We start from the raw sequence: 20,718 nt of genomic DNA, 5'->3' as shown, positions 1-20,718 counted from the left end.
AGATTATTTTATTTTTTGAACACAAATAGAGCTTAAAAACATAGTTTTGATTTCTCTTTACACAGAACCTTTTATTTTCTTGTATACTGTTTGTAAAAGCTTCGATAAATGAGGGGAAATTTATGAGTATAAAACAACATGATCCATTCCAATCCAATTTTGACTCACTAGATGAATTTGCTGACCATATTAGTGATGTATTAAAGTGTCCTATTACAATTGAAGATGCGAACCATCGACTTTTAGCTTACAGCACACATCAAGATGAGATTGATCCTGCTCGTATTTCTACAATCATCGGTCGACGCGTTCCTGAAAAAGTGATTAATAACCTTTGGAAACAAGGAGCTATTCCTGCCCTATTACAATCAAGAGAGCCCATTCGAGTAGAAAATATTAACGAGATTGGTCTCGGCAATCGTGTAGCAATCTCCATTTGGAAAAATGACGAAGTTCTTGGTTTCATTTGGGCCCTTGAAGTTTACCATAAACTCCAAGACTCAGAACTTATTCTGTTAAAGAGTGCTGCAAAAGCGGCAAAAAACAAACTGTTGCAACTACAAATCCGCAAAAATAAGAAGGAAGAGAGATCTCAAGAGCTTTTTTGGAAGATACTCACAAACCATGTGAAAGAATCAGATGATGTTCACATGCAATTTCAGCAAGTGCAACTTACACCCCCAACTTTATTTTCTGTGCTTGTTTTTCGTTTTCATCAAGAAATCACAGATGATATGGAAAGGAAGCTTTCTTACCTTCTTCAAACAACACAGCAAGTTCAAGTTTCTTTATATACAACAGATTTTAATAAATTAATTTTGCTTATCTCATTAAAAGACCGTTCACAGCCTCTTCAGCAATGTGAAAACTTCATTGAACATTTCACAAAGCAAACAGTAGAACGATTCAATCTTTCATTAGCTGATGCAAGCAGTGGAAACATATATGAATCTCTTGACTGTATTTCAAAAAGTTACAAAGAGGCGCTTACTGTTCTTTCTATAAAGAAACGATTTCCGAAAGAAACTCAGTCCATTTACACTTATCAATCATTGGGAATCTATCAGTTTTTGGATGTCTTATTAGAAAAAAGACAAAGAGATGGGTTTACAAACCAGACAGTAGAAAAACTTGTCTCCTATGATCGAAAACACCAAAGCAACTTAGTTGAAACGATTGAGATTTTTCTTGACCGGGATCAAAACCTTCATGAAGCAGCAAAAGCATTAAACATTCATATTAATACACTTAATTATCGTCTAAAACGAATTCAAGAAATTGGAGAACTCAATTTAAAAAACCCTAACCAAAAGATCACCCTATACCTTGATATCAAACTTGCACGTTATGCTGAAAGTCTTCATTTGTGATTTTACACAAATGAACAGAAAATCTTTCTCTAAATACCACAAAGATGATTCCGATAATTCTGCTTATACTATAAATATAGTAATTCATTTTACTACATTATCAGAGGAACGCTTGTTTCTCTAATATGAATATAGAAAACGCTTACATTGAAAGGGGTATAATAATTATGATTATCGGAGTACCAACAGAAATTAAAAACAATGAAAACCGCGTAGCACTTACACCTTCTGGAGTTGTTCAACTTGTAGCACATGGACATCGTGTCTTAGTTGAAGAAAATGCTGGCGTTGGCAGTGGATTTGTAAATGAGGATTACCTACAAGCAGGTGCTGAGATTATTGCAAAAGCAAAAGATGTCTGGGCTACTTCTGATATGATTATGAAAGTGAAAGAACCTCTTCCAAGTGAATACGAATACTTTAAAAAAGGACTTATTCTATTTACTTACCTTCATCTAGCAGCTGAACCAAGCCTTGCTGAGGCATTGAAGAATAAAGGCGTTACGGCTATTGCATATGAGACTGTTGCAAGTAATGGAAAGCTTCCTCTTTTAACACCTATGAGTGAAGTTGCAGGACGAATGGCTGCTCAGATTGGTGCTCAATTTTTAGAAAAGCCTAAAGGCGGAAAAGGAATCCTACTATCAGGCGTTCCTGGCGTAAATCGTGGAAAAGTAACCGTTATTGGCGGTGGTGTTGTTGGAACAAACGCAGCTAAAATTGCAGTTGGTCTAGGAGCAGATGTTACAATTATCGATCTTAATCCTGAACGTTTACGCGAGCTTGATGACCTTTTTGGAAGTAGCATTCAAACATTAATTTCAAACCCTGTCAATATTGCTAGCGCTGTTGCACAGGCTGATCTACTTATTTGTGCTGTTCTAATCCCAGGTGCTAAAGCTCCGACTCTTGTGACAGAAGACATGGTAAAATCAATGTCAAAAGGATCTGTGATTGTAGACGTTGCCATTGACCAAGGCGGGATTGTAGAAACAGTTGACCATATTACAACACACGATAATCCAACATATGAAAAACACGGCGTTGTTCACTATGCTGTAGCAAACATGCCTGGTGCTGTTGCACGAACTTCAACAATTGCCTTAACAAATGTAACTGTACCATATGCGTTGCAAATTGCTGACAAAGGAGTTCAAAAAGCAGTTGCGGAAAATGAAGCATTAAAACTTGGTGTCAATGTAGCAAACGGTGAAATTACATTTAAAGCTGTTGCTCATGATCTTGGTTACACATATGTACCTGTTGAAACCGCTCTTTTAAACGGATTTGCTTCTGTATAATTTCAGCATGAGAGAAACTTCTCTCATGCTTTTTTGTTTCTCGGAAGATTAATCCTGTTCTATGAAAAATCACCTATTTATTGATATAATAGAATACAGAAGCACACTATAAAGATAACTTTTGCTTGGATGCAAGGAGGCTTTTTATCATTATGAAAAAAGTATTAACAATTGCTGGTTCTGACACGAGTGGAGGCGCAGGTATACAAGCCGATTTAAAAACCTTCCAAGAGCGTGAAGTATACGGCATGACAGCTCTAACAACTATCGTTACGATGGATCCAAAAAACAAATGGTCTCATAACGTATTTCCTATAGATATTAATACGCTAAAAGCCCAGCTTTCTACAACTGTTGAAGGCATTGGAATTGATGCAATGAAAACAGGCATGCTTGGTTCTGTTGAAATTATCAACCTTGTGGCAGAAACAATCGATAAATATAATTTAAAAAACATTGTTATCGATCCTGTAATGGTTTGTAAAGGAGAAGATGAAGTCCTGCACCCTGAAACAGCAGAAAGTCTTCGGGACACGCTTACTCCACGCGCAACAGTTGTGACGCCAAATTTATTTGAAGCAGGTCAAATTAGCGGTCTTGGAACTCCTACAACAGTGGAAGAAATGAAAGCTGCAGCTGAAAAAATTCATGCTCTTGGTCCACAGTATGTATTAATTAAAGGTGGCGGAAAGCTACAGCATGGTAAAGCAGTTGACGTTTTATATGATGGCAAAACGTTCGATGTGCTTGAAGGTGAGCGTATTGACACACCGTATACACATGGAGCAGGCTGTACGTACTCAGCTGCTATCACAGCTGAACTTGCTAAAGGTAAAGACGTGAAAGAAGCTATTTTAACAGCGAAAGAGTTTATTACAGAAGCAATTCGTGAGTCTTTCAAATTGAATGAATATATTGGACCTACAAAGCACAGTGCATATCGCAGCAAAGAAAATCAGCACGTTTAAAAAGGATGAGGGAAATTCCCCTCATCCTTTTCTTATATACAAAAAAACCTCAGCTCAATTGAGCTGAGGTTTTTTGTATTAATGATTGTGCATTCCGAATGACATAACCCAAACAGAACCTGCAACAATTACAATAGCGATAAAGAATGCATACACCATATTCCCAACCTGTACAGCACCTTCTCCTTCTCTTAAGTGCATGAACAGCACGAGCTGCATGCCAGCCTGTAAGAAAGCAAGAATAAGCATAACAGTAAGAATAGCAGTGTTTGAGAAACCTGAACTAAAGGCTACCCATACGGTGATCAGTGTAATAACGATCGACAGGATAAAGCCGATAACAAGCTTCCAAGGAAAACCATCATGATGCTCTTGTGCATATCCTTTTCCAGCCATGATTATAACACCATCCCTGATAAATAGACTAACGTAAAGATAAACAACCAAACGATATCTAAGAAGTGCCAGTAAAGACCGATAATGAATACTTTACGAGCAGTTTTTGGTGTAAATCCACGCTGTTTTAATTGAATCAAGATACACGTTAACCAACCGACACCGATTGTTACGTGAAGTCCGTGAGTTCCAACAAGAACAAAGAATGCTGATAAGAAAGCACTTGTTTTGATTGAAACACCTTCGTGTCCAATATACTCATAGAACTCAAAAATCTCACAGCCTAGGAATCCAAGACCAAGAGCCATTGTAATTAAAAGCCACGTTACCATTGCTTTCATCTTTTGAGCTCTTAAATAATGGATAGCCATACTTCCTGTAAAACTACTTGTTAAAAGTAAGAACGTCATAATTAAAACGATCTCTGGTTTAAACAAGTCAGCTGAAGTTGGTCCATTTGCTGGACGAGAATGTAAAACCATATATGTTGCGAATAGTGTTGAGAACAGGGCGATCTCGGCTCCAAGGAAGATCCAGAAGCCAAGAATGGTCATTCTGTCCTCGCCTTTGGAATATTCAAGCGGCGTATTAGCATCATGTGCGTGTGTAGATTCTGCTGCCATGCGTTACGCCCCCTTTCCGATTCGTTGTGTTCGTTTAATTTCTTCAACGCTGACATAGTAGCCATCGTCATAATCGAAGGAACGAATAACCATACAGATTAGCATACCTGCTAGACCTGGAATAGCCATCCAGTACCATTCAAATACAAGACCGAAACCAGCAATGAACAAGAGGACTGACATGATAACACCTAAGCCAGAGTTGCTTGGCATATGGATTGGTTTTAAGTCTTCCTCTTTTACTTCACGAGCAGCTTCAAAGCCTTTTTCTTTCTTCTGATACCAATACTCATCTAAACGAGTCATTTTTGGTGTTGTAGCAAAGTTGTAGAATGGTGGTGGTGAAGAAACCATCCACTCAAGCGTACGACCATCCCATGGGTCACCAGTAAGATCGCGTTCACCATGACGAGCACTGTAGTAAATGCTATATACAAGTACAATGAATCCTAGACCCATTCCAACAGCACCAATAGATGCAATAACGTTTAATGGTGTCCATCCAAGACCTGCTGAGTAAGTGTACATACGACGTGCCATTCCCATTAGACCTAAGAAGTACATTGGGAAGAAACATACGTTAAATCCAATCATAAATAACCAGAAACTAATTTTTCCTAAACGTTCGTTAAGCATATGACCGAACATTTTTGGATACCAATAATATAGACCTGCGAAACAAGCGAAAACTGTACCAGCGATTAATACGTAGTGGAAGTGGGCAATAAGGAAATACGTATTGTGATACTGATAGTCAGCTGCAGCCATTGCAAGCATAACCCCTGTTACCCCACCGATAACAAAGTTCGGGATAAATGCTAGTGACCACATCATCGCAACGGTCATCTTAATGCGCCCTTTGTAGAGCGTAAATAACCAGTTAAATATCTTAACCCCTGTTGGGATTGCAATTGCCATCGTTGAAACAGAGAAGAATGAGTTAACTGCTCCGCCTGCTCCCATCGTAAAGAAGTGATGGACCCATACAAGGAAACTTAAACCTGCAATAGCAATCATTGAGAATACCATTGCTTTGTAACCAAATAATGTTTTACGTGCAAACGTACAAACGATTTCCGAGAAAATACCGAATGCAGGTAAAATAACAATATATACTTCAGGATGTCCCCAAACCCAGAACAAGTTAGCCCAAAGCATAGGCATACCGCCATCTCCCAAGTTAAAGAAGTTGGCATCAAATAGTCTATCAAATGTCATAAGTGCTAATGCCACTGTTAAAACAGGGAAAGCAAAGATAATAATGATAGCTGTAATAAGTGTTGACCAAGTGAACATTGGCATTTTCATTAATGTCATACCTGGTGCGCGCATTTTTAGGATTGTAACTAAGAAGTTAATACCTGTTGCAAGTGTACCGATACCGGCAATTTGAAGTCCTAACAGGTAAAAGTTTTGTCCAGGCCCTGGGCTTAACTCATTGCCAGCTAGAGGCATGTAAGCTGTCCACCCTGCATCTGGTGACCCCCCGATAACGAAGGAGATATTGAAAAGCATTGCCCCCATAAAAAATGACCAGAAACTAAGTGAGTTTAAAAATGGGAATGCTACGTCACGTGCACCAATTTGTAGTGGTACAGCAACGTTAATTAAACCAATTAAAAATGGCATAGCCATAAACAGGATCATAATTGTCCCGTGTGTTGTAAAAATTTCATTGTAATGTGAAGAGCTTAAGAACTCTGTCTCTGGAAGTGTGAGTTGAGCACGCATTAAAAGGGCATCCACTCCACCGCGGAAAAGCATTAGCACCGCAGCAATGATATACATGATACCAATTTTCTTATGATCTACGGATGTAAGCCATTCTGTCCAAAGCCATTTCCACTTCTTGAAGTAAGTTAAAACAAAGATGATACCTAAAGTGGCTAATACGATGGAAACATCCGCGCCATAAATTAGCGGATCACCTGTGACGAAAAATTCATCGAGCTTCATCTCTTAGCTTCCTCCTTCCGCTGTATTAGCAAAAATTAATATGTTGCGTTATAAAACTGTACATGATGAAAACATGCTGAAAAGCTTAGAGATTAATGACTGCTATGGTCCATGCCTTCCATATCCATGCCCTCTTCATGACCTTCATGATCTTCTTCAGATTTGTTATAAGTATCTTGCTTTGCATGGTCAACAAAGTCTAAGTGTGTGTTTGAGAAAGACTTACGACCAATAACGCTCTGTTTTAAGATCTCTTTGTTGTACTCTTTTTCTGTAAGCTTAGGAGCCGTATCTTTTACTTCATCAGCCCACTCTTGGAATTCTTCTGGTTTTTGAGATTCTACTTCAAATTCCATTTGTGCGAAACCTTCACCATTGAAGTTAGCGTTACGTCCCATGTAAGTGCCTTCGTGATCTGCTTGTAAATAAAGCGTTGTTTCCATACCTGCCATTGCATATTTTTGTCCACCAAGCTCTGGAATCCATAGAGCCGTCATTGAATCCGCTGATGTTAACTTAAATTCAACTGGTCTATCTTCTGGAATGTTTACATAGTTAACCGTCTCAATTCCTTGTTCAGGATAACTAAAAATCCATTTCCAGTCAGCTGATGTTGCATAGATAACAAGCGGTTCTTGTTGTTCTTCTGCATTTGCAGCTTGTGGTGGTTTCTCTAAGTCAAAGATAGCTTTGACTGTTGGGATAGATAGTGCAATAACAATGATAATAGGAATACCAGTCCAGACGATTTCAAGGAATGTATTTCCGTGTACCTCTGGTGGCTCGTAATTCATATTATCTGGTCTTTCACGATACTTAATAAGAACTACAGCAAATAAAACGAAAACAACCACAATGATAATAAGCATAAAACCAATCGACCACATAATTAGGTCATATTGAGTTTGAGCCACTGGTCCTTGTGGGTTTAACACACCCATCTTTAGATCACAGCCGCTCAATAAAAAGAGAATAGCTAGAGCAGACAATGAGATCCACTTGCGACTCACTTTTTGAAGCTTTTTCATGGATGTTCCTCCTTTCCTTTGTTTTAAAAAAGGATATTATAAAATTTTAAACCTCAACTACCCCACTTACTATTTATGGAAGTCGAGTAGAGAAATATAGTAGAAGACAAAAAAAACACAACGTTTTATTTACCTATCCACAATACCACATATTTTACGACATTAACTTTCTTTTGACTAGTCGTCAAAAAATGATAATTAATTTGTCACAAATAAGTCACAAAATGTTCATCATTTATCCTTTTTTGTCCAAATAATGTAATATCATGTCTGTTATTGTCGCCTTTTTTTCTTGTTTTGGCAAGAAAAAACTGCTCATTTCCTGAGCAGTTTTTCAACTATTTTGTTTGAAAGAACTCATCATAGCTCTTTGCTAACTTTTCAAAAGTTAAATCCTCTGTTTTTTCGACATAAAGGTCGGCATTTTTCATCATTTCGTCCTCCCCTACCCCAACTGAAAACATATTTGCTTTTTGAATTCCTTCAAGTCCTGCTCGTCCATCTTCTATTGCTATACAATCTTGTGGAGGAATTTGTAATTGACGTGCAGCAGTCAAAAAAATCTCAGGATTTGGCTTTCCTTTCTTAATCTTTGTCACATCTACAATGTGATCAAAATATGATGAAAGCCCAATCTTCTCTATTAAATATGGGGCATTGGAGCTTGAGGACGCAACTGCTGTTGGAATTCCCCTCTTTTTCAACTCTCCTAGGAATGATTGAATTCCAGGAAGCACAACTTTTTCATCAAGGTTTTGAATGAGCTTTTTATATTCTTCATTTTTCTGTTCCCCTAGCTCATAGACTTCTTGTTCACTATAGGTTCTAGTACTGTCTTTTATGAGCGTCATAATGGTTTGCTTCCGATTTACTCCTTGAAGCTGCTGATTCATTTCTGACGTAAAAGTAACACCTAACATATCCGCGATTACTTTTGTTGCTTTATAATAAAGTGGTACAGTATCCACAATAACGCCATCAAAGTCAAAAATAACAGCCTGTATTTTCTTCATCACTCTCCCCTCCCCTCTTCTTCATTTTTAAATATATTATTTTTCTTCTTTTGGAATAAACTCATAGATTTTACCGCTCCTGATGCTCTCCACAAGCTTATGCAGCCAAGCATAGTAAGGTTTTGAATCTTCAAGTTGATGATATAAATCCCTTGCTTCTGCCTGAAGATCTTCTCCAAGCTCCTTCATAATTAAGACATTTTTAATTTCCTCTTGAGCTTGTTCAATGGCTTCTAAATTTAGTTTTACTTCCCTCTCCCATTTATGAGTAAAGAAGTTAGCAAAAAAGTGAAAGAAATCTTTTTCAGCAACATACGTATGCTTTCTACTTCCTTTTATAAATGTTTTCTTCACAATATCAAGCTCTTGTAGTCTTCTCACTCCTGTACTCATACTCGGCTTGCTCATCCCAAGCTTTTCTCTCATCTCATCAAGCGTCATATCATTCTCAAAATACATTGTTCCAAACAAATTTCCAACACTTCCAGTTACCCCATACAAGTCCATTGTTTCAGCAATTGACTCTGTTACAAGACCCTTCGCATGTTCAATGGAAGCTCTTGCTTTTTCAGTTATCTTTCCTGCATCACCTTGTTCCATTGTGTCTCCTCCTCTATATGATCGATTTAGAATTTATATTTAGAATTTTCAAGTCAGCCCTATATTAGGTGCACTTCTATGGTTATAGACATTTATCAATTAGTTTACTTCCCTCTGTTAAAAAAGAAAACTCTTTATCATTATAAGTTCATTTATAAAAAGTGAAAAATAACATTAACTTCGTTAAATTTTTTCTTAACAAATTTATATTATTATTTTCTCCAAAACAGATTTCCATTTCAACTTAAAGTTTTATTTATAAAGGATAATAGGTTAAACAGTTCTTCTTTGACAAGAAATCATTGCCATGTTAAGTTGTTAAATATAAACATTGTTAAAAATATTCTTAACAAACTTTACGATTCATTAGGAGGAGTGAAGAGATTGGAAACAAAGAAAATGTTTATCAATGGTCAATGGGTTGAGGCCAAAAATGGAGAAATAAGAGACATTATTAATCCGTTCAATCAAGAAATTATTGCTAAGGTTTCAGAAGGCAATGAAGAAGATACAAAAGAGGCGATAAAAGCAGCAAGAACTGCTTTTGACGAAAGTGAATGGGCTTTTACACCTGCCAATGAGCGCGGTTTGATTATTCAGAAGATTGCATCCCTTATTCGTCGTGATCATGAAGAACTAGCAAAACTTGAAACATTAGATACAGGAAAAACACTCGAGGAAAGTCGAGCAGATATGGAAGACATTGCAAATGTCTTTTTTTACTATGGAGGACTTACGGACAAAAATGGCGGTGAAGTCATCTCCTCCCCTCTTCCACATTCACAAAGTAGAGTAGTTCGTGAACCTGTTGGAGTTTGTGGCCAAATTACACCGTGGAACTATCCTTTACTCCAAGCATCTTGGAAACTTGCTCCTGCTCTTGCGGCAGGAAACACACTTATTATGAAACCTAGTGAAATCACTCCACTCACCACAATTAAAGTATTTGAACTTATGGAAGAAGCAGGAGTACCTAAAGGTGTAGTAAATCTTGTGCTCGGAAAAGGAAATACAGTTGGGGCTGAACTTTCTTCAAGTACAGAAGTAGATCTTCTTTCTTTTACAGGTGGAATTGAAACGGGGAAAGAAATTATGCGAGCGGCAAGCTCTAACGTAAAGAACATTGCTCTAGAGCTTGGCGGAAAAAATCCAAATATCGTTTTTGCTGATGCAGATTTTGATACAGCCGTTGATCAAGCTTTAAATGCAGTCTTCTTCCATGGAGGGCAAGTATGCTCAGCAGGTGCCCGCCTGCTTGTTGAAGAAAGCCTCCATGACAAATTTATTGAAGCACTAGTTGAAAAAGCTAAACGCATTAAGCTTGGAAATGGATTTGATGAAGGAACGCAAAGTGGTCCTCTTATCTCAGCTGAGCATCGTGAAAAAGTTGAAAGCTATGTAGAGATCGGTAAAGAAGAAGGAGCTACATTAGCGCTAGGAGGAGAACGTCCAAAAGCTGAAGAGCTACAAAATGGTTTCTTCTACTCTCCTACTATTTTTATAGACTGCACATCGAACATGCGCATTGTGCAAGAGGAAGTCTTTGGTCCTGTTCTTACTGTAGAGAAATTCAGTTCAAAAGAAGAGGCAGTAAAATTAGCAAATGATACAATCTACGGCCTTGCAGGTGCTGTTTGGTCTAATGACATTACAAAAGCTGAGTATGTAGCAAACCGCCTTCGCATGGGTACGGTTTGGATTAATGACTTCCACCCATACTTTGCTCAAGCTCCTTGGGGTGGCTACAAACAATCCGGAATCGGTCGTGAGCTCGGTCATACCGGATTAGAAGAATATACAGAACTTAAGCATATTTATCGAAATACAAAACCAGAGCCTGTTGGCTGGTTTAAATAATTTTTTACTATTCTAAGGAGGTTTTTTAGTATGGCACTAAATATGAAAATTGAACATATGACAAAATTTCATCAGTTTGAGATCCCTACAGCAATCAAACACGGTATCGGAGCAATTAACCACCTAGGTGAAGAAGTAAAAAAATTAGGCGTATCAAAGGCTCTTTTAGTAACAGACCCTGGCATCTACAATGCAGGTGTTGTTGATCCTGTAATCAAGAACTTAAAAGAAGAAGGAATTGAAGTTGTTTTATTTAACAAAGTAGAACCAAATCCACCCGTTCGACTTGTTGCAGAAGGTTCTTCTCTTTATGAAAAAGAAGGATGCAACGGCCTTGTAGCAGTTGGTGGTGGAAGCTCTATGGATACTGCAAAAGCAATTGGAGTAGAGGCAACACATCAAGGCTCTGTATTAGATTACGAAGCTGCTGAAGGTAAAAAACCACTCGAAAATCGTATCCCACCATTAACAACAATTCCAACAACAGCTGGAACAGGGTCTGAAGTAACACAGTGGGCTGTTATTACAGATGAAGAGCGTGAGTTTAAATTTAATACTGGTGGGCCGCTTATTGCTGCTCACCTTACAATTATTGATCCAAAACTTCATGTCTCAATGCCTCCACGTGTTACAGCAATGACAGGCGTTGATGCACTAGCACATGCTATTGAATGTTATACAATGAAATTTGCTCAACCGATTACAGATGCTGTTGCATTAATGGCAATGGAGTATGCTGCACATTATATCCGTCGTGCTTATGCAGATGGGGAAGACCTTGAAGCAAGATACGGAATGGCCCAAGCAGCTATGCTTGCTGGTCTTTCATACGGCAGTGAATCAGCAGGAGCAGCTCATGCTATGAGTCAAACATTAGGCGGCATTATTCCAGTTGCTCATGGAGAATGCGTAGCAGCTATGATGGGCCCTGTGATGGAGTTTAACTGGAAAGGAAACCCTGCTAAATTTGCTCGTATTGCTAAAGCATTTGGAATTGATACAAGTAACATGACAACAGAAGAGGCAGCAAAAGCTTCTGTAAACTGGATGTATGAACTTGTTGAAGATCTAGGTATTCCTTCTCTTGAAGATCAAGGGGTTCCAAAAGATATGATTGAACGTCTTTCAAAAGAAGCAATGAAAGACCCTCAAACAGTAGGAAACCCTCATGATCTTACTCAAGAGAAATATGAATGGATCTATAACCGCTGCTTTAACCTAACGCCAAAAACAGTTTAAAAATCATAAAAAGCCGGTCCCACTTATGGTGAGACCGGTCCTTTTTTATGAATAAAGGTGTGAGCCTTCCTTTTTAAATGTTTCAGATTTCTCTTTCATACCTTCTTCTCTAATTTCTTCTATACTCTTGTCTTTTAATTCTGCCATTGAGCGAATATCGTGAGAAATTCTCATGGAGCAAAACTTCGGGCCACACATTGAACAAAAGTGTGCTGTTTTTGCACCTTCTGCTGGTAGAGTTTCATCATGAAATTCCCTTGCACGTTCAGGATCAAGTGAAAGGTTAAATTGATCATCCCATCGAAATTCAAAGCGCGCTTTAGAAAGAGCATCATCTCTGTCTTGAGCTCCTTTATGACCTTTAGCAAGATCTGCCGCATGTGCTGCAATTTTGTAAGAGATAACTCCTTCTCTTACATCATCTTTGTTTGGCAATCCAAGGTGTTCCTTTGGGGTAACATAACAAAGCATAGCAGTGCCAAACCAACCAATCATTGCTGCTCCAATAGCAGATGTAATATGGTCATAACCTGGTGCAATATCAGTTGTTAATGGTCCTAATGTATAAAAAGGAGCTTCATGACAGATATCCATTTGTTTATCAACATTCTCTTTTATTTTATGCATTGGTACATGTCCAGGCCCTTCAATCATTACTTGAACATCATGCTTCCATGCAATCTTTGTAAGCTCCCCTAGCGTCTCTAATTCAGCAAACTGTGCTTCATCATTCGCATCCTTAATGGAGCCTGGACGAAGGCCATCACCAAGTGAAACAGCAATATCATAACGTTTTAAAATTTCACAAATCTCTTCGAAATGCGTATAGAGAAAATTCTCTTCATGATAAGCAAGACACCACTGAGCTAAAATAGATCCCCCTCTTGATACAATCCCTGTTGTTCGTTTAACCGTAAGTGGGATGTAACGTAGTAGAACACCAGCATGAATTGTAAAGTAGTCAACGCCCTGTTCTGCTTGTTCGATAAGTGTATCGCGATAGATTTCCCACGTTAAATTTTCTGCAATTCCTTGTACTTTCTCAAGTGCTTGATAAATTGGAACAGTGCCAACTGGAACTGGTGAATTTCTTATAATCCACTCCCGCGTTGTATGAATGTCTTTCCCTGTAGAAAGATCCATGATCGTATCTGCGCCCCATTTTGTTGCCCACGTCATCTTCTCTACCTCTTCTTCTATAGAAGAACTAACAGCAGAGTTGCCGATGTTCGCATTAATCTTCGTATAAAAGTTCCGCCCAATAATCATTGGTTCACTTTCAGGATGATTAATATTCGATGGGATAATTGCTCGTCCTTCCGCAACTTCTTTCCGTACAAATTCTGCCTCTACTCCCTCTCGAATTGCAATAAACTCCATTTCCCGGGTAATAATCCCTTTTTTGGCATAGTGCATTTGTGTAACATTCTTTTCTTTACACGCTCTGAACGGGTGCTTGATTACATTTGGGTAACAGGCAATATTTTGTTTTTGATTTTCACTTCGGTATCCGTTATCTTCTGGTTTGATCTCTCGTTTTTCATATTTTTCTACATCTCCTCTGTCCATAATCCATGCCTCTCGAACACGAGGTAACCCTTTCGTAATATCCACTTCAAAATCTTCATCACTATAAATCCCGCTTGTATCATAAACACGAATTGGTTCATTTTTTTCATGTTTGCTATCTGTTTTTGTATCACTTTGTTTAATCTCTCTCATTGGTACTTGAATACTATGATGTTCACCTTCTACATAAACTTTCTTACTGTTTGGAAATGTTGATTGCAATGGAATGTTTACTTTTTTCGACATATAAATCTTCCTCCTTAGTATTGTTGTTTGGTTACACCTTTGGAGGAGATGAAATAGCAGAAGTTTTTTCTTAAAATAAAAATTGGGTTCTCTAATATAGAGAACCCAATTGGATATGTAGAAAAAAACGCAATTCACTTTCTTACGTTATCTCTCCTACTTCCCTCCGCTGGTATAACCCAGATCAGGTTCGAAGAGTCAGAAAGATTTTGTCTTTCCTCTCAGCCCACAAAATTAGGGCTCCCCTAGTAGTAAAATATTGAATATTCAGTTTACATTTCGAACTATAGCATATCTAGTAAATGATGTAAACTACTCTTTTTTCTTTTTCACCCTACATAATAGCGCCAAACTCGGTCTACAGACCTTCCGTAAGCTTCTCCAAAAAGATTTAGATGAACAAGTAAATAAAAAAGTTGATAGAGTGGTTTTCTTTCCTCATACTCTGGAGAAAGTGGTCGAACTTCTTGATAAGCTTGATAAAATTCTGAAGAAAATCCACCAAAAAGTTCAGTAAAAGAAAGTTCAAATTCAGAATGACCATAAAATACTGAGGGATCAATCAAATAAGGATCTCCTGTTTTACCAACAATCCAATTTCCTCCCCAAAGATCCCCATGAAGTAAAGAAGCCTCACAAGAATGAGGAAGCCATTTCTCCATTCTCTCAAGAAGTTCATAAAGCCCTGCTTCTCGTTCCTGATAAAGGTACCCCTTTTTCTTTGCAAGTTCTACTTGAGGGAGAAGACGATTTTTCGTATAATATTCTGCCCATTTATCATAGTATTGATTTGGCTGTTCAATCATGCCAATGTACGAAGGATGATGAAAACCAAACTTATCTTTACTTACACTATGCATAAGTGCGAGCTGTCTGCCGAGAAGCTCTTCTGTTTTTTCATTTTTCTCTCCTTGGATCCATTCTAAAATAAGCCATCCTTCTCCGCTTTCTGTTGATTCATGAAAGTCATACACATTTGGAACCTGAATAACACCCGTTTCTTTGATTTTCTTTAGACCTTGAGCTTCTTGTTGAAAAAAACCAGGAGGTGTAGAATTGTTATACTTAATAAAATATTCTTCTTTCTCTGTTTTCACATAAGAAGCCTGATTGATATCACCACCAGAAACAGGCCGGATTAATTGAACTGTTGAAGTGTCACCTCTATTATAAATAGCTTGCTTAATGAGCTTTTCCAATCCTTCTAACTCCCCTTCCCTCTTAAAACCTTAAAAGAAAATGGTGCACATTTCAGTATCCAGTAGAATACTCCTTTTCTCTATATAATTCATGAAGCAGTGGAGAAATTCCTTCAATAATGTCTGTAGCTAGTACATCTAATGGGGAATGTGTAGATGCTACTAGTTGATCTGCTATGGCACCATGAATAAATACAGCATTGCTCAGCGCTTTTTGTACATTTTCATACTGAAGAACAGATCCTAAAATCATTCCTGTTAATACATCTCCACTACCTCCTTTTGCAAGAGCAGGATTTCCCGAGGAATTTACAAATTGCTCTCCAGAGGGAGTCGTCACGATGGTAAAAGGTCCTTTTAAAACAAGATATATGCCATACGTTTGAGCAAACTCGCGCGACTTTCCAAATCGGTCACTCTCCACTTCTTTAATAGACAAACTAAGAAGTGAGGCCATTTCACCTGGATGAGGAGTTAAAATTGTTGGAAAACGTCTTTCCTTCACTTTCTGTAAATGAGGTTTCACATGGAACAATGCATCTGCATCAAGCACAAGTGTAACCTGCTGTTTCAATATTTCCTCAACCATCTTCTCCGTCTCCTTGTTCCTTCCAATCCCTGGACCAATGCCAATAGCATTCAGTTGCAAAGAGCTGTAATCTTTCACTTCAGAAAGCATGCCTTGGTGGCTTTGATGAAGATTGTACATTGCTTCAGGAAGATGAGAGCCAATAATTGATTTAATGTTCTCGATAATGCCAATTGTGAGAAGTCCTACCCCACTTCGGGAGGCAGCCTTCGAAGAAAGAACAGCAGCCCCAGGCATATTTTCAGATCCTGCTATCATAAGAGCTCGACCATATGTTCCTTTATGTGAAGAGATGTCCCGATGTGGAAGAGATGAAAGCACTTCATCTTTACTCCACCTTCTTTTCACATACGAATTCTGTTCTATAACAGAAGAAGGAATGCCGATATCAACAGTTTTAATCTCCCCATAAAAGCTCGCACTAGGAAACAAAAAAGCCCCTTGCTTAGCACCTTGAATAACAAATGTAGTATGAGCTTTAATCGCTACATCTACTTCTCCTTCATCCGCATTGAGTCCACTTGGAATATCCACGGCATATATGATTTTGTTTACCTCATTAACCTCTTCAATGATGCTTCGATACGGATCTCTCACCTTTCCTTTTGTGCCAATTCCTAAGAGAGCATCTACAATAATCGTACTTTTCCTTAGAGAAGTTTGAAACGCTCCTTCATTTTCTTCATAGATTTTATACGAATGCCCGCAGTTCTCATAAATCTCTAACGCTCGTTGGGCATCTTCTGCAACACTTCCTCCTTTATGACTCATCCAAAGCTCAATAGAAAAACCTCTCTCCTTTAAAACACGTGCAATCACAACTCCATCCCCACCATTATTACCCTTTCCAGTAATGACGATAATCTTATCATTTTTTTTGATTCGACTTTCAATCTCTCGAGCTACTGCTTGTCCTGCATTCTCCATTAACATACCGTTATTTAATCCAATCTTCTCTATTGTTTCTTGATCAATGTTATACATTTCATCTTTTGAAAAAATTCTCACCCTATATTCCTCCTTACCTTCTTCTTTCTTTTTATTTTCCCGTTCTAAGAAAATCAATACCTAAAAATAAGAATGGCTTTATATCAAACGTTCCACGGATTTTTATAGGCACTATTACCTAACATCGTTAAATTTAAAATTTTGAAGTTATGGGAAATAATTCGACATTTCGACAAATTATCTATTTTTTATATTATTTTAGAAAAACAATAGTGTTTTTTGGTATTTTTTTATAATAATTTCTATATAAATACAGAATGACAGCTAAATTAGTACAGGAATAACAGAAGGCCAAATCTATATTTTCCGAAAATAATTTTTTTCTACCAAGAAAGAAGATCAAGAATAGGTTGAAAATAATAAGAGACGACGGAAAAAGTTGATAAGAGATATGAAGAAGCTAGCAGATCAAGAAACTGGTGGATAAGAGATTGAAGAGAATGATTATAGGAGAGAATTTTCAAAAAGTACGAAATTAGCCTAAGATAATTTGCTCCTATAAATACTGTTTTCTACTTGTTTTAGCCAGAAAAGAAACAAAAGATACGTATGAAGGGGAATCATAGTAATGATATGCAGCACTAAACTAAGAATGGGAGAGTAAAAAAAGAGGATGAAGACATGTCATTAGGGAGAGAAAAGGCGAATATTGTAGAAGAACAGCTTTTTTTGCTGTAAAAAGAAGTTAGAAAAGGTCGTAGATAGGAGAATGAGGAAGCGATTAATTTTGTGGAAGAAGAATATAGAAAAAAAGAAGCTTTTAAGTGTTTAAAACTGTGGATAATCTTTTCCCTCTGAGTTATCCACAGTTTGGAGAAATAAAACAAAAAAAGCCTAAAACAGAGTGTTTAGGCTTTTTGAATGAAGACAACTTTTAAGTAGTTTCCTTCTTTAAAATGAGGATTCGTTTTAAAATCTTTTGGTAACTTATATTCTTCGAGAATTTTATAGCGTTCTCCTTTAGCTTTGAAAGCTCCATCGATAAAGGTTTTAAATTTTTTCATATCAAAACCACTATAGTTTGTAGAAGCAACAATTACTCCATTGTCGTTTGTTAGATCAATTGTGTCTTCTAAGAGCTTTTGATAGTCTTTTGCAACACTAAATCTAAACTTTTTAGAGCGGGCAAAGCTTGGAGGATCTAATATAACTAAGTCATATGTGAACTCTTTTCGTTTTGCGTATTTAAAGTAGTGAAAAACGTCTTCTACGATGATATCATGGGCTTCATGATCAAGTTGATTGATGTTAAACTGCTCAATCGTTTTACTTAAACTTCGATTAGCAACATCCACGCTTGTTGTTTTAGAAGCACCACCAACTGCGGCACTAACAGAAAAGGCACCTGTATATGAAAACAAGTTAAGGACCGTTTTATTTTTAGCATAATGTTCTTTAATACATTCTCGAACGTTGCGCTGATCTAAGAAAATCCCGACCATAGCTCCGTCATTGAGGTATGTGGCAAAATTTACATCATTTTCTTTGATAATTAACGGGAATTGAGCACGCTCTCCATCTACAAAATCATCATCTTCAATATATTGACCTTGCTGATCAAAACGCTTCTTCTCATATAAGCCTTTATATTGAACAACCTTTTTTAAAGCACTTAGGATTAAATCCTTGAAAGCATAAATTCCTTCACTGTACCAATTAATAACATAGTATCCTTCAAAATATTCAATCGTTAAACCGCCAATACCGTCTCCTTCACCATTGAATACTCGAAAAGCAGTTGTGGATAAGTTTTGAAAGAAGGAAGAACGATAAGCAAGAGCTTGAGAAAGCTTGTTGATAAAAAAAGATTCATCAATCTTCTCGCGCTCGTTTGTTGTAAGAACCCAACCATACCCTTTATTTTGTTTTCCATAGTATCCTGTCCCTAAGAATTCGCCACTTTCTGTTACTAACCGAAGTAGCTGGCCTTCTTTTTTAAGCACATGTGGATTCACAATGGCCTCTTTCCTTAATAGAGGAAAACCATTTTTAATTTTTCCTGCATCTTTACGTTTAATTTGCAGGGAAATCATTTCACTCATTTTTTCATCTCATTTCTTCTATCATTAAAATTACACTTGTTCATTATCGTAGCACTTTTTCTTTTAAAGCGAAACAACACATATGTTTCATGTGAAACAGCTAAAAAAGCCGATACTTTGAAAGTATCGGCTTTTTCTCTCTTTTTTAAGACTGTTTTTCTTGAAAAGCAGCAATGTTTGCATACTCTTCTTTAAAAAGGCGCGCAAGGCGAATGTAAATAGAGGAAATCTCTTGGTATGTTTGAGCATTCTCTTCATTCGGTGTATGTTGATAAGTTTCTCCAACCATTGAAGATACAGCATTTAAGGAGTCAATCTCTCCAATGCTGTAAAGGCCAAGCAGAGCTGCCCCTAAGCATGAGCTTTCGAAGCTTTCCGGAACAGTTACTTCCTGTCCAAAGATATCGGCCATCATTTGACGCCAAACCTCTGATCGAGCGAATCCACCTGTAGCTTTAATCTTCTTTGGTTCCCCAATTAACTCACTTAAAGCAAGAAGTACAGTATAAAGGTTGAATAAAATGCCTTCTAAAACAGCTCGCACCATATGTTCGCGCTTATGATGAAGTCCTAATCCAAAGAATGAACCTCGTGCATTAGCATCCCATAATGGAGCACGTTCTCCTGCTAGATATGGATGAAAAATTAACCCTTCAGCTCCTGCTTTAACGTTAGAAGCCATTTCAGTTAATAGATCATATGAATTCTTACCAAGATCTTTTGCCTTTTGAATTTCTTGCTCTCCAAGCTGGTCGCGAACCCATCTGAAAATCATTCCTCCGTTATTCACAGGTCCCCCGATTACCCAGTGATCATCTGTTAGCGCATAGCAAAAAATACGGCCTTTCGGATCTGTTACAGGCTTATTTGTTACAGCACGAATGGCTCCGCTTGTCCCAATTGTAACAGCTACAACACCTGGGTCGATTGCATCTACCCCTAAGTTTGATAAAACGCCGTCACTTGCACCAACAACAAATGGAGTTGAAGCAAGAAGACCTGTTTCCTGTGCAAACTTTTCATCCAAACCTGTTAAAGAATGCGTGGTTGAAACAGGTTTGGAAAGATGATCTTTTGTCACTCCTGCAACTTCAAGAGCCTCCTCATCCCAATCAAGATTTCGCAAGTTAAACATTCCCGTTGCAGAAGCAATAGAATAGTCCACAACATATTCATGGAAAAGCTTGTAGAAAACATATTCTTTAATTGATACAAACTTATGCACAGCAGAAAATAGCTCGTTATGCTCTTCTTTTAGCCACAGCAATTTTGACAGTGGAGCCATTGGATGAACAGGTGTCCCTGTGCGCAAATAAATTTCGTGGCCATTATATTCATCCATGATTTTTTGAGCCCAATGTGCACTTCTGTTATCTGCCCATGTGATACATTTAGTAAGGGGTTCTCCCTTTTTATCCACAGCTACAATACTGTGCATAGCGGAACTAAATGACACGCATACAATATCTTCAGCATTAACGTTGCTTTTCGCTACTGTTTCTTTAATGCTTTCAATAACAGCTGCAAAAATCACTTCTGGATCTTGCTCTGCTGTTGCTGGAGTTGGAGAAAACAGTGGATACTCAACCCCATGCTTTTCAATGACTTTGCCTACCGGTGAAAACAAAACAGCTTTCGTACTTGTTGTACCAATATCGACCCCTAGTACATATTTTTCTCCCATGTTTCTTCCTCCTTTATGTTTCTCCTCTAC

16 protein-coding genes and 1 riboswitch are annotated in these 20,718 nt (G+C 37.7%); of the genes, 5 read left to right on the top strand and 11 right to left on the bottom strand.

Features of this window, described 5'->3' with window-relative positions:
• Positions 1-122 precede the first annotated feature (122 nt).
• The 3 genes from BM012_RS19545 to pdxK all read left to right on the top strand — a co-directional run bounded on the left by BM012_RS19545 (position 123) and on the right by pdxK (position 3,639).
• The gene (locus BM012_RS19545) at positions 123-1,370 is read left to right on the top strand and encodes a PucR family transcriptional regulator (RefSeq protein ID WP_061804849.1); all 1,248 of its coding nucleotides are present in this window, start codon (positions 123-125) and stop codon (positions 1,368-1,370) included.
• 167 nt (positions 1,371-1,537) lie between these two features.
• Complete coding sequence (gene ald, locus BM012_RS19540) at positions 1,538-2,671, top strand: alanine dehydrogenase (protein WP_061804850.1); 1,134 nt, start codon at positions 1,538-1,540, stop codon at positions 2,669-2,671.
• A gap of 152 nt (positions 2,672-2,823) precedes the next feature.
• Positions 2,824-3,639, top strand: a complete 816-nt coding sequence (gene pdxK, locus BM012_RS19535; RefSeq protein WP_407719646.1) for a pyridoxine/pyridoxal/pyridoxamine kinase — start codon at positions 2,824-2,826, stop codon at positions 3,637-3,639.
• 78 nt (positions 3,640-3,717) lie between these two features.
• Here the strand turns inward: pdxK and qoxD are convergent, their stop codons facing one another.
• From qoxD to cudC, 6 genes are all read right to left on the bottom strand, one after another.
• Positions 3,718-4,035: a cytochrome aa3 quinol oxidase subunit IV gene (gene qoxD / locus BM012_RS19530; protein WP_019394734.1), complete on the bottom strand. Its 318-nt coding sequence runs from the start codon at positions 4,033-4,035 to the stop codon at positions 3,718-3,720.
• Between the two features lie 2 nt (positions 4,036-4,037).
• A complete protein-coding gene (gene qoxC, locus BM012_RS19525; protein WP_061804851.1) occupies positions 4,038-4,658 on the bottom strand; it encodes a cytochrome aa3 quinol oxidase subunit III in 621 nt (206 codons plus the stop codon).
• A 3-nt stretch (positions 4,659-4,661) separates the two neighbouring features.
• Positions 4,662-6,614: a cytochrome aa3 quinol oxidase subunit I gene (gene qoxB, locus BM012_RS19520; RefSeq protein WP_040060393.1), complete on the bottom strand. Its 1,953-nt coding sequence runs from the start codon at positions 6,612-6,614 to the stop codon at positions 4,662-4,664.
• 92 nt (positions 6,615-6,706) lie between these two features.
• Entirely contained in the window at positions 6,707-7,642 is a 936-nt protein-coding gene (gene qoxA / locus BM012_RS19515) for a cytochrome aa3 quinol oxidase subunit II (RefSeq protein WP_061804852.1), read from the bottom strand.
• A 338-nt stretch (positions 7,643-7,980) separates the two neighbouring features.
• The gene (pgmB, locus tag BM012_RS19510; RefSeq protein ID WP_061804853.1) at positions 7,981-8,655 is read right to left on the bottom strand and encodes a beta-phosphoglucomutase; all 675 of its coding nucleotides are present in this window, start codon (positions 8,653-8,655) and stop codon (positions 7,981-7,983) included.
• A 36-nt stretch (positions 8,656-8,691) separates the two neighbouring features.
• Positions 8,692-9,255 (bottom strand): choline uptake/conversion transcriptional regulator CudC, encoded by a 564-nt coding sequence (gene cudC / locus BM012_RS19505; protein WP_061804854.1) that lies wholly within the window; start codon positions 9,253-9,255, stop codon positions 8,692-8,694.
• A gap of 399 nt (positions 9,256-9,654) precedes the next feature.
• Here cudC and betB point away from each other — a divergent pair, with 399 nt between their 5' ends.
• Complete coding sequence (betB, locus tag BM012_RS19500; RefSeq protein WP_061804935.1) at positions 9,655-11,112, top strand: betaine-aldehyde dehydrogenase; 1,458 nt, start codon at positions 9,655-9,657, stop codon at positions 11,110-11,112.
• Positions 11,113-11,142: 30 nt separating this feature from the next.
• Complete coding sequence (locus BM012_RS19495; RefSeq protein WP_061804855.1) at positions 11,143-12,351, top strand: choline dehydrogenase; 1,209 nt, start codon at positions 11,143-11,145, stop codon at positions 12,349-12,351.
• A gap of 45 nt (positions 12,352-12,396) precedes the next feature.
• Here BM012_RS19495 and thiC read toward each other — a convergent pair whose 3' ends face one another.
• The 5 genes from thiC to gntK form a co-directional block, all read right to left on the bottom strand.
• Positions 12,397-14,166 (bottom strand): phosphomethylpyrimidine synthase ThiC, encoded by a 1,770-nt coding sequence (gene thiC / locus BM012_RS19490; RefSeq protein WP_061804856.1) that lies wholly within the window; start codon positions 14,164-14,166, stop codon positions 12,397-12,399.
• 144 nt (positions 14,167-14,310) lie between these two features.
• Positions 14,311-14,423, bottom strand: a riboswitch (TPP riboswitch).
• 72 nt (positions 14,424-14,495) lie between these two features.
• On the bottom strand, positions 14,496-15,365 hold the full coding sequence (locus BM012_RS19485) for a fructosamine kinase family protein (RefSeq protein WP_061804857.1): 870 nt from the start codon (positions 15,363-15,365) through the stop codon (positions 14,496-14,498).
• Between the two features lie 52 nt (positions 15,366-15,417).
• A complete protein-coding gene (locus BM012_RS19480; protein WP_061804858.1) occupies positions 15,418-16,962 on the bottom strand; it encodes a bifunctional ADP-dependent NAD(P)H-hydrate dehydratase/NAD(P)H-hydrate epimerase in 1,545 nt (514 codons plus the stop codon).
• Between the two features lie 848 nt (positions 16,963-17,810).
• Positions 17,811-19,004 carry a class I SAM-dependent rRNA methyltransferase gene (locus BM012_RS19475; RefSeq protein WP_061804859.1) on the bottom strand — a complete coding sequence of 398 codons (1,194 nt, stop codon included), beginning with the start codon at positions 19,002-19,004 and terminating at the stop codon, positions 17,811-17,813.
• Between the two features lie 145 nt (positions 19,005-19,149).
• On the bottom strand, positions 19,150-20,688 hold the full coding sequence (gene gntK, locus BM012_RS19470; RefSeq protein WP_061804860.1) for a gluconokinase: 1,539 nt from the start codon (positions 20,686-20,688) through the stop codon (positions 19,150-19,152).
• Between the last annotated feature and the right edge of the window lie 30 nt (positions 20,689-20,718).

It is taken from the genome of Priestia endophytica DSM 13796, from assembly GCF_900115845.1.
In the GTDB taxonomy this organism is placed as follows: domain Bacteria; phylum Bacillota; class Bacilli; order Bacillales; family Bacillaceae_H; genus Bacillus_I; species Bacillus_I endophytica.
The sequence above is the reverse complement of the archived record's forward strand: the minus strand, read 5'-3'. Positions and strand labels throughout refer to the sequence as shown.

Bases quoted from the DNA above. Each gene is read 5' to 3' on its own strand.
- BM012_RS19495 (WP_061804855.1), top strand. From the start codon at position 11,143: ATGGCACTAAATATGAAAATTGAACATATGACAAAATTTCATCAGTTT.
- qoxA (WP_061804852.1), bottom strand. From the start codon at position 7,642: ATGAAAAAGCTTCAAAAAGTGAGTCGCAAGTGGATCTCATTGTCTGCT.
- qoxD (WP_019394734.1), bottom strand. From the start codon at position 4,035: ATGGCTGGAAAAGGATATGCACAAGAGCATCATGATGGTTTTCCTTGG.
- gntK (WP_061804860.1), bottom strand. From the start codon at position 20,688: ATGGGAGAAAAATATGTACTAGGGGTCGATATTGGTACAACAAGTACG.
- cudC (WP_061804854.1), bottom strand. From the start codon at position 9,255: ATGGAACAAGGTGATGCAGGAAAGATAACTGAAAAAGCAAGAGCTTCC.
- pdxK (WP_407719646.1), top strand. From the start codon at position 2,824: ATGAAAAAAGTATTAACAATTGCTGGTTCTGACACGAGTGGAGGCGCA.
- pgmB (WP_061804853.1), bottom strand. From the start codon at position 8,655: ATGAAGAAAATACAGGCTGTTATTTTTGACTTTGATGGCGTTATTGTG.
- ald (WP_061804850.1), top strand. From the start codon at position 1,538: ATGATTATCGGAGTACCAACAGAAATTAAAAACAATGAAAACCGCGTA.
- BM012_RS19475 (WP_061804859.1), bottom strand. From the start codon at position 19,004: ATGAGTGAAATGATTTCCCTGCAAATTAAACGTAAAGATGCAGGAAAA.
- qoxB (WP_040060393.1), bottom strand. From the start codon at position 6,614: ATGAAGCTCGATGAATTTTTCGTCACAGGTGATCCGCTAATTTATGGC.
- BM012_RS19545 (WP_061804849.1), top strand. From the start codon at position 123: ATGAGTATAAAACAACATGATCCATTCCAATCCAATTTTGACTCACTA.
- betB (WP_061804935.1), top strand. From the start codon at position 9,655: ATGTTTATCAATGGTCAATGGGTTGAGGCCAAAAATGGAGAAATAAGA.
- thiC (WP_061804856.1), bottom strand. From the start codon at position 14,166: ATGTCGAAAAAAGTAAACATTCCATTGCAATCAACATTTCCAAACAGT.
- qoxC (WP_061804851.1), bottom strand. From the start codon at position 4,658: ATGGCAGCAGAATCTACACACGCACATGATGCTAATACGCCGCTTGAA.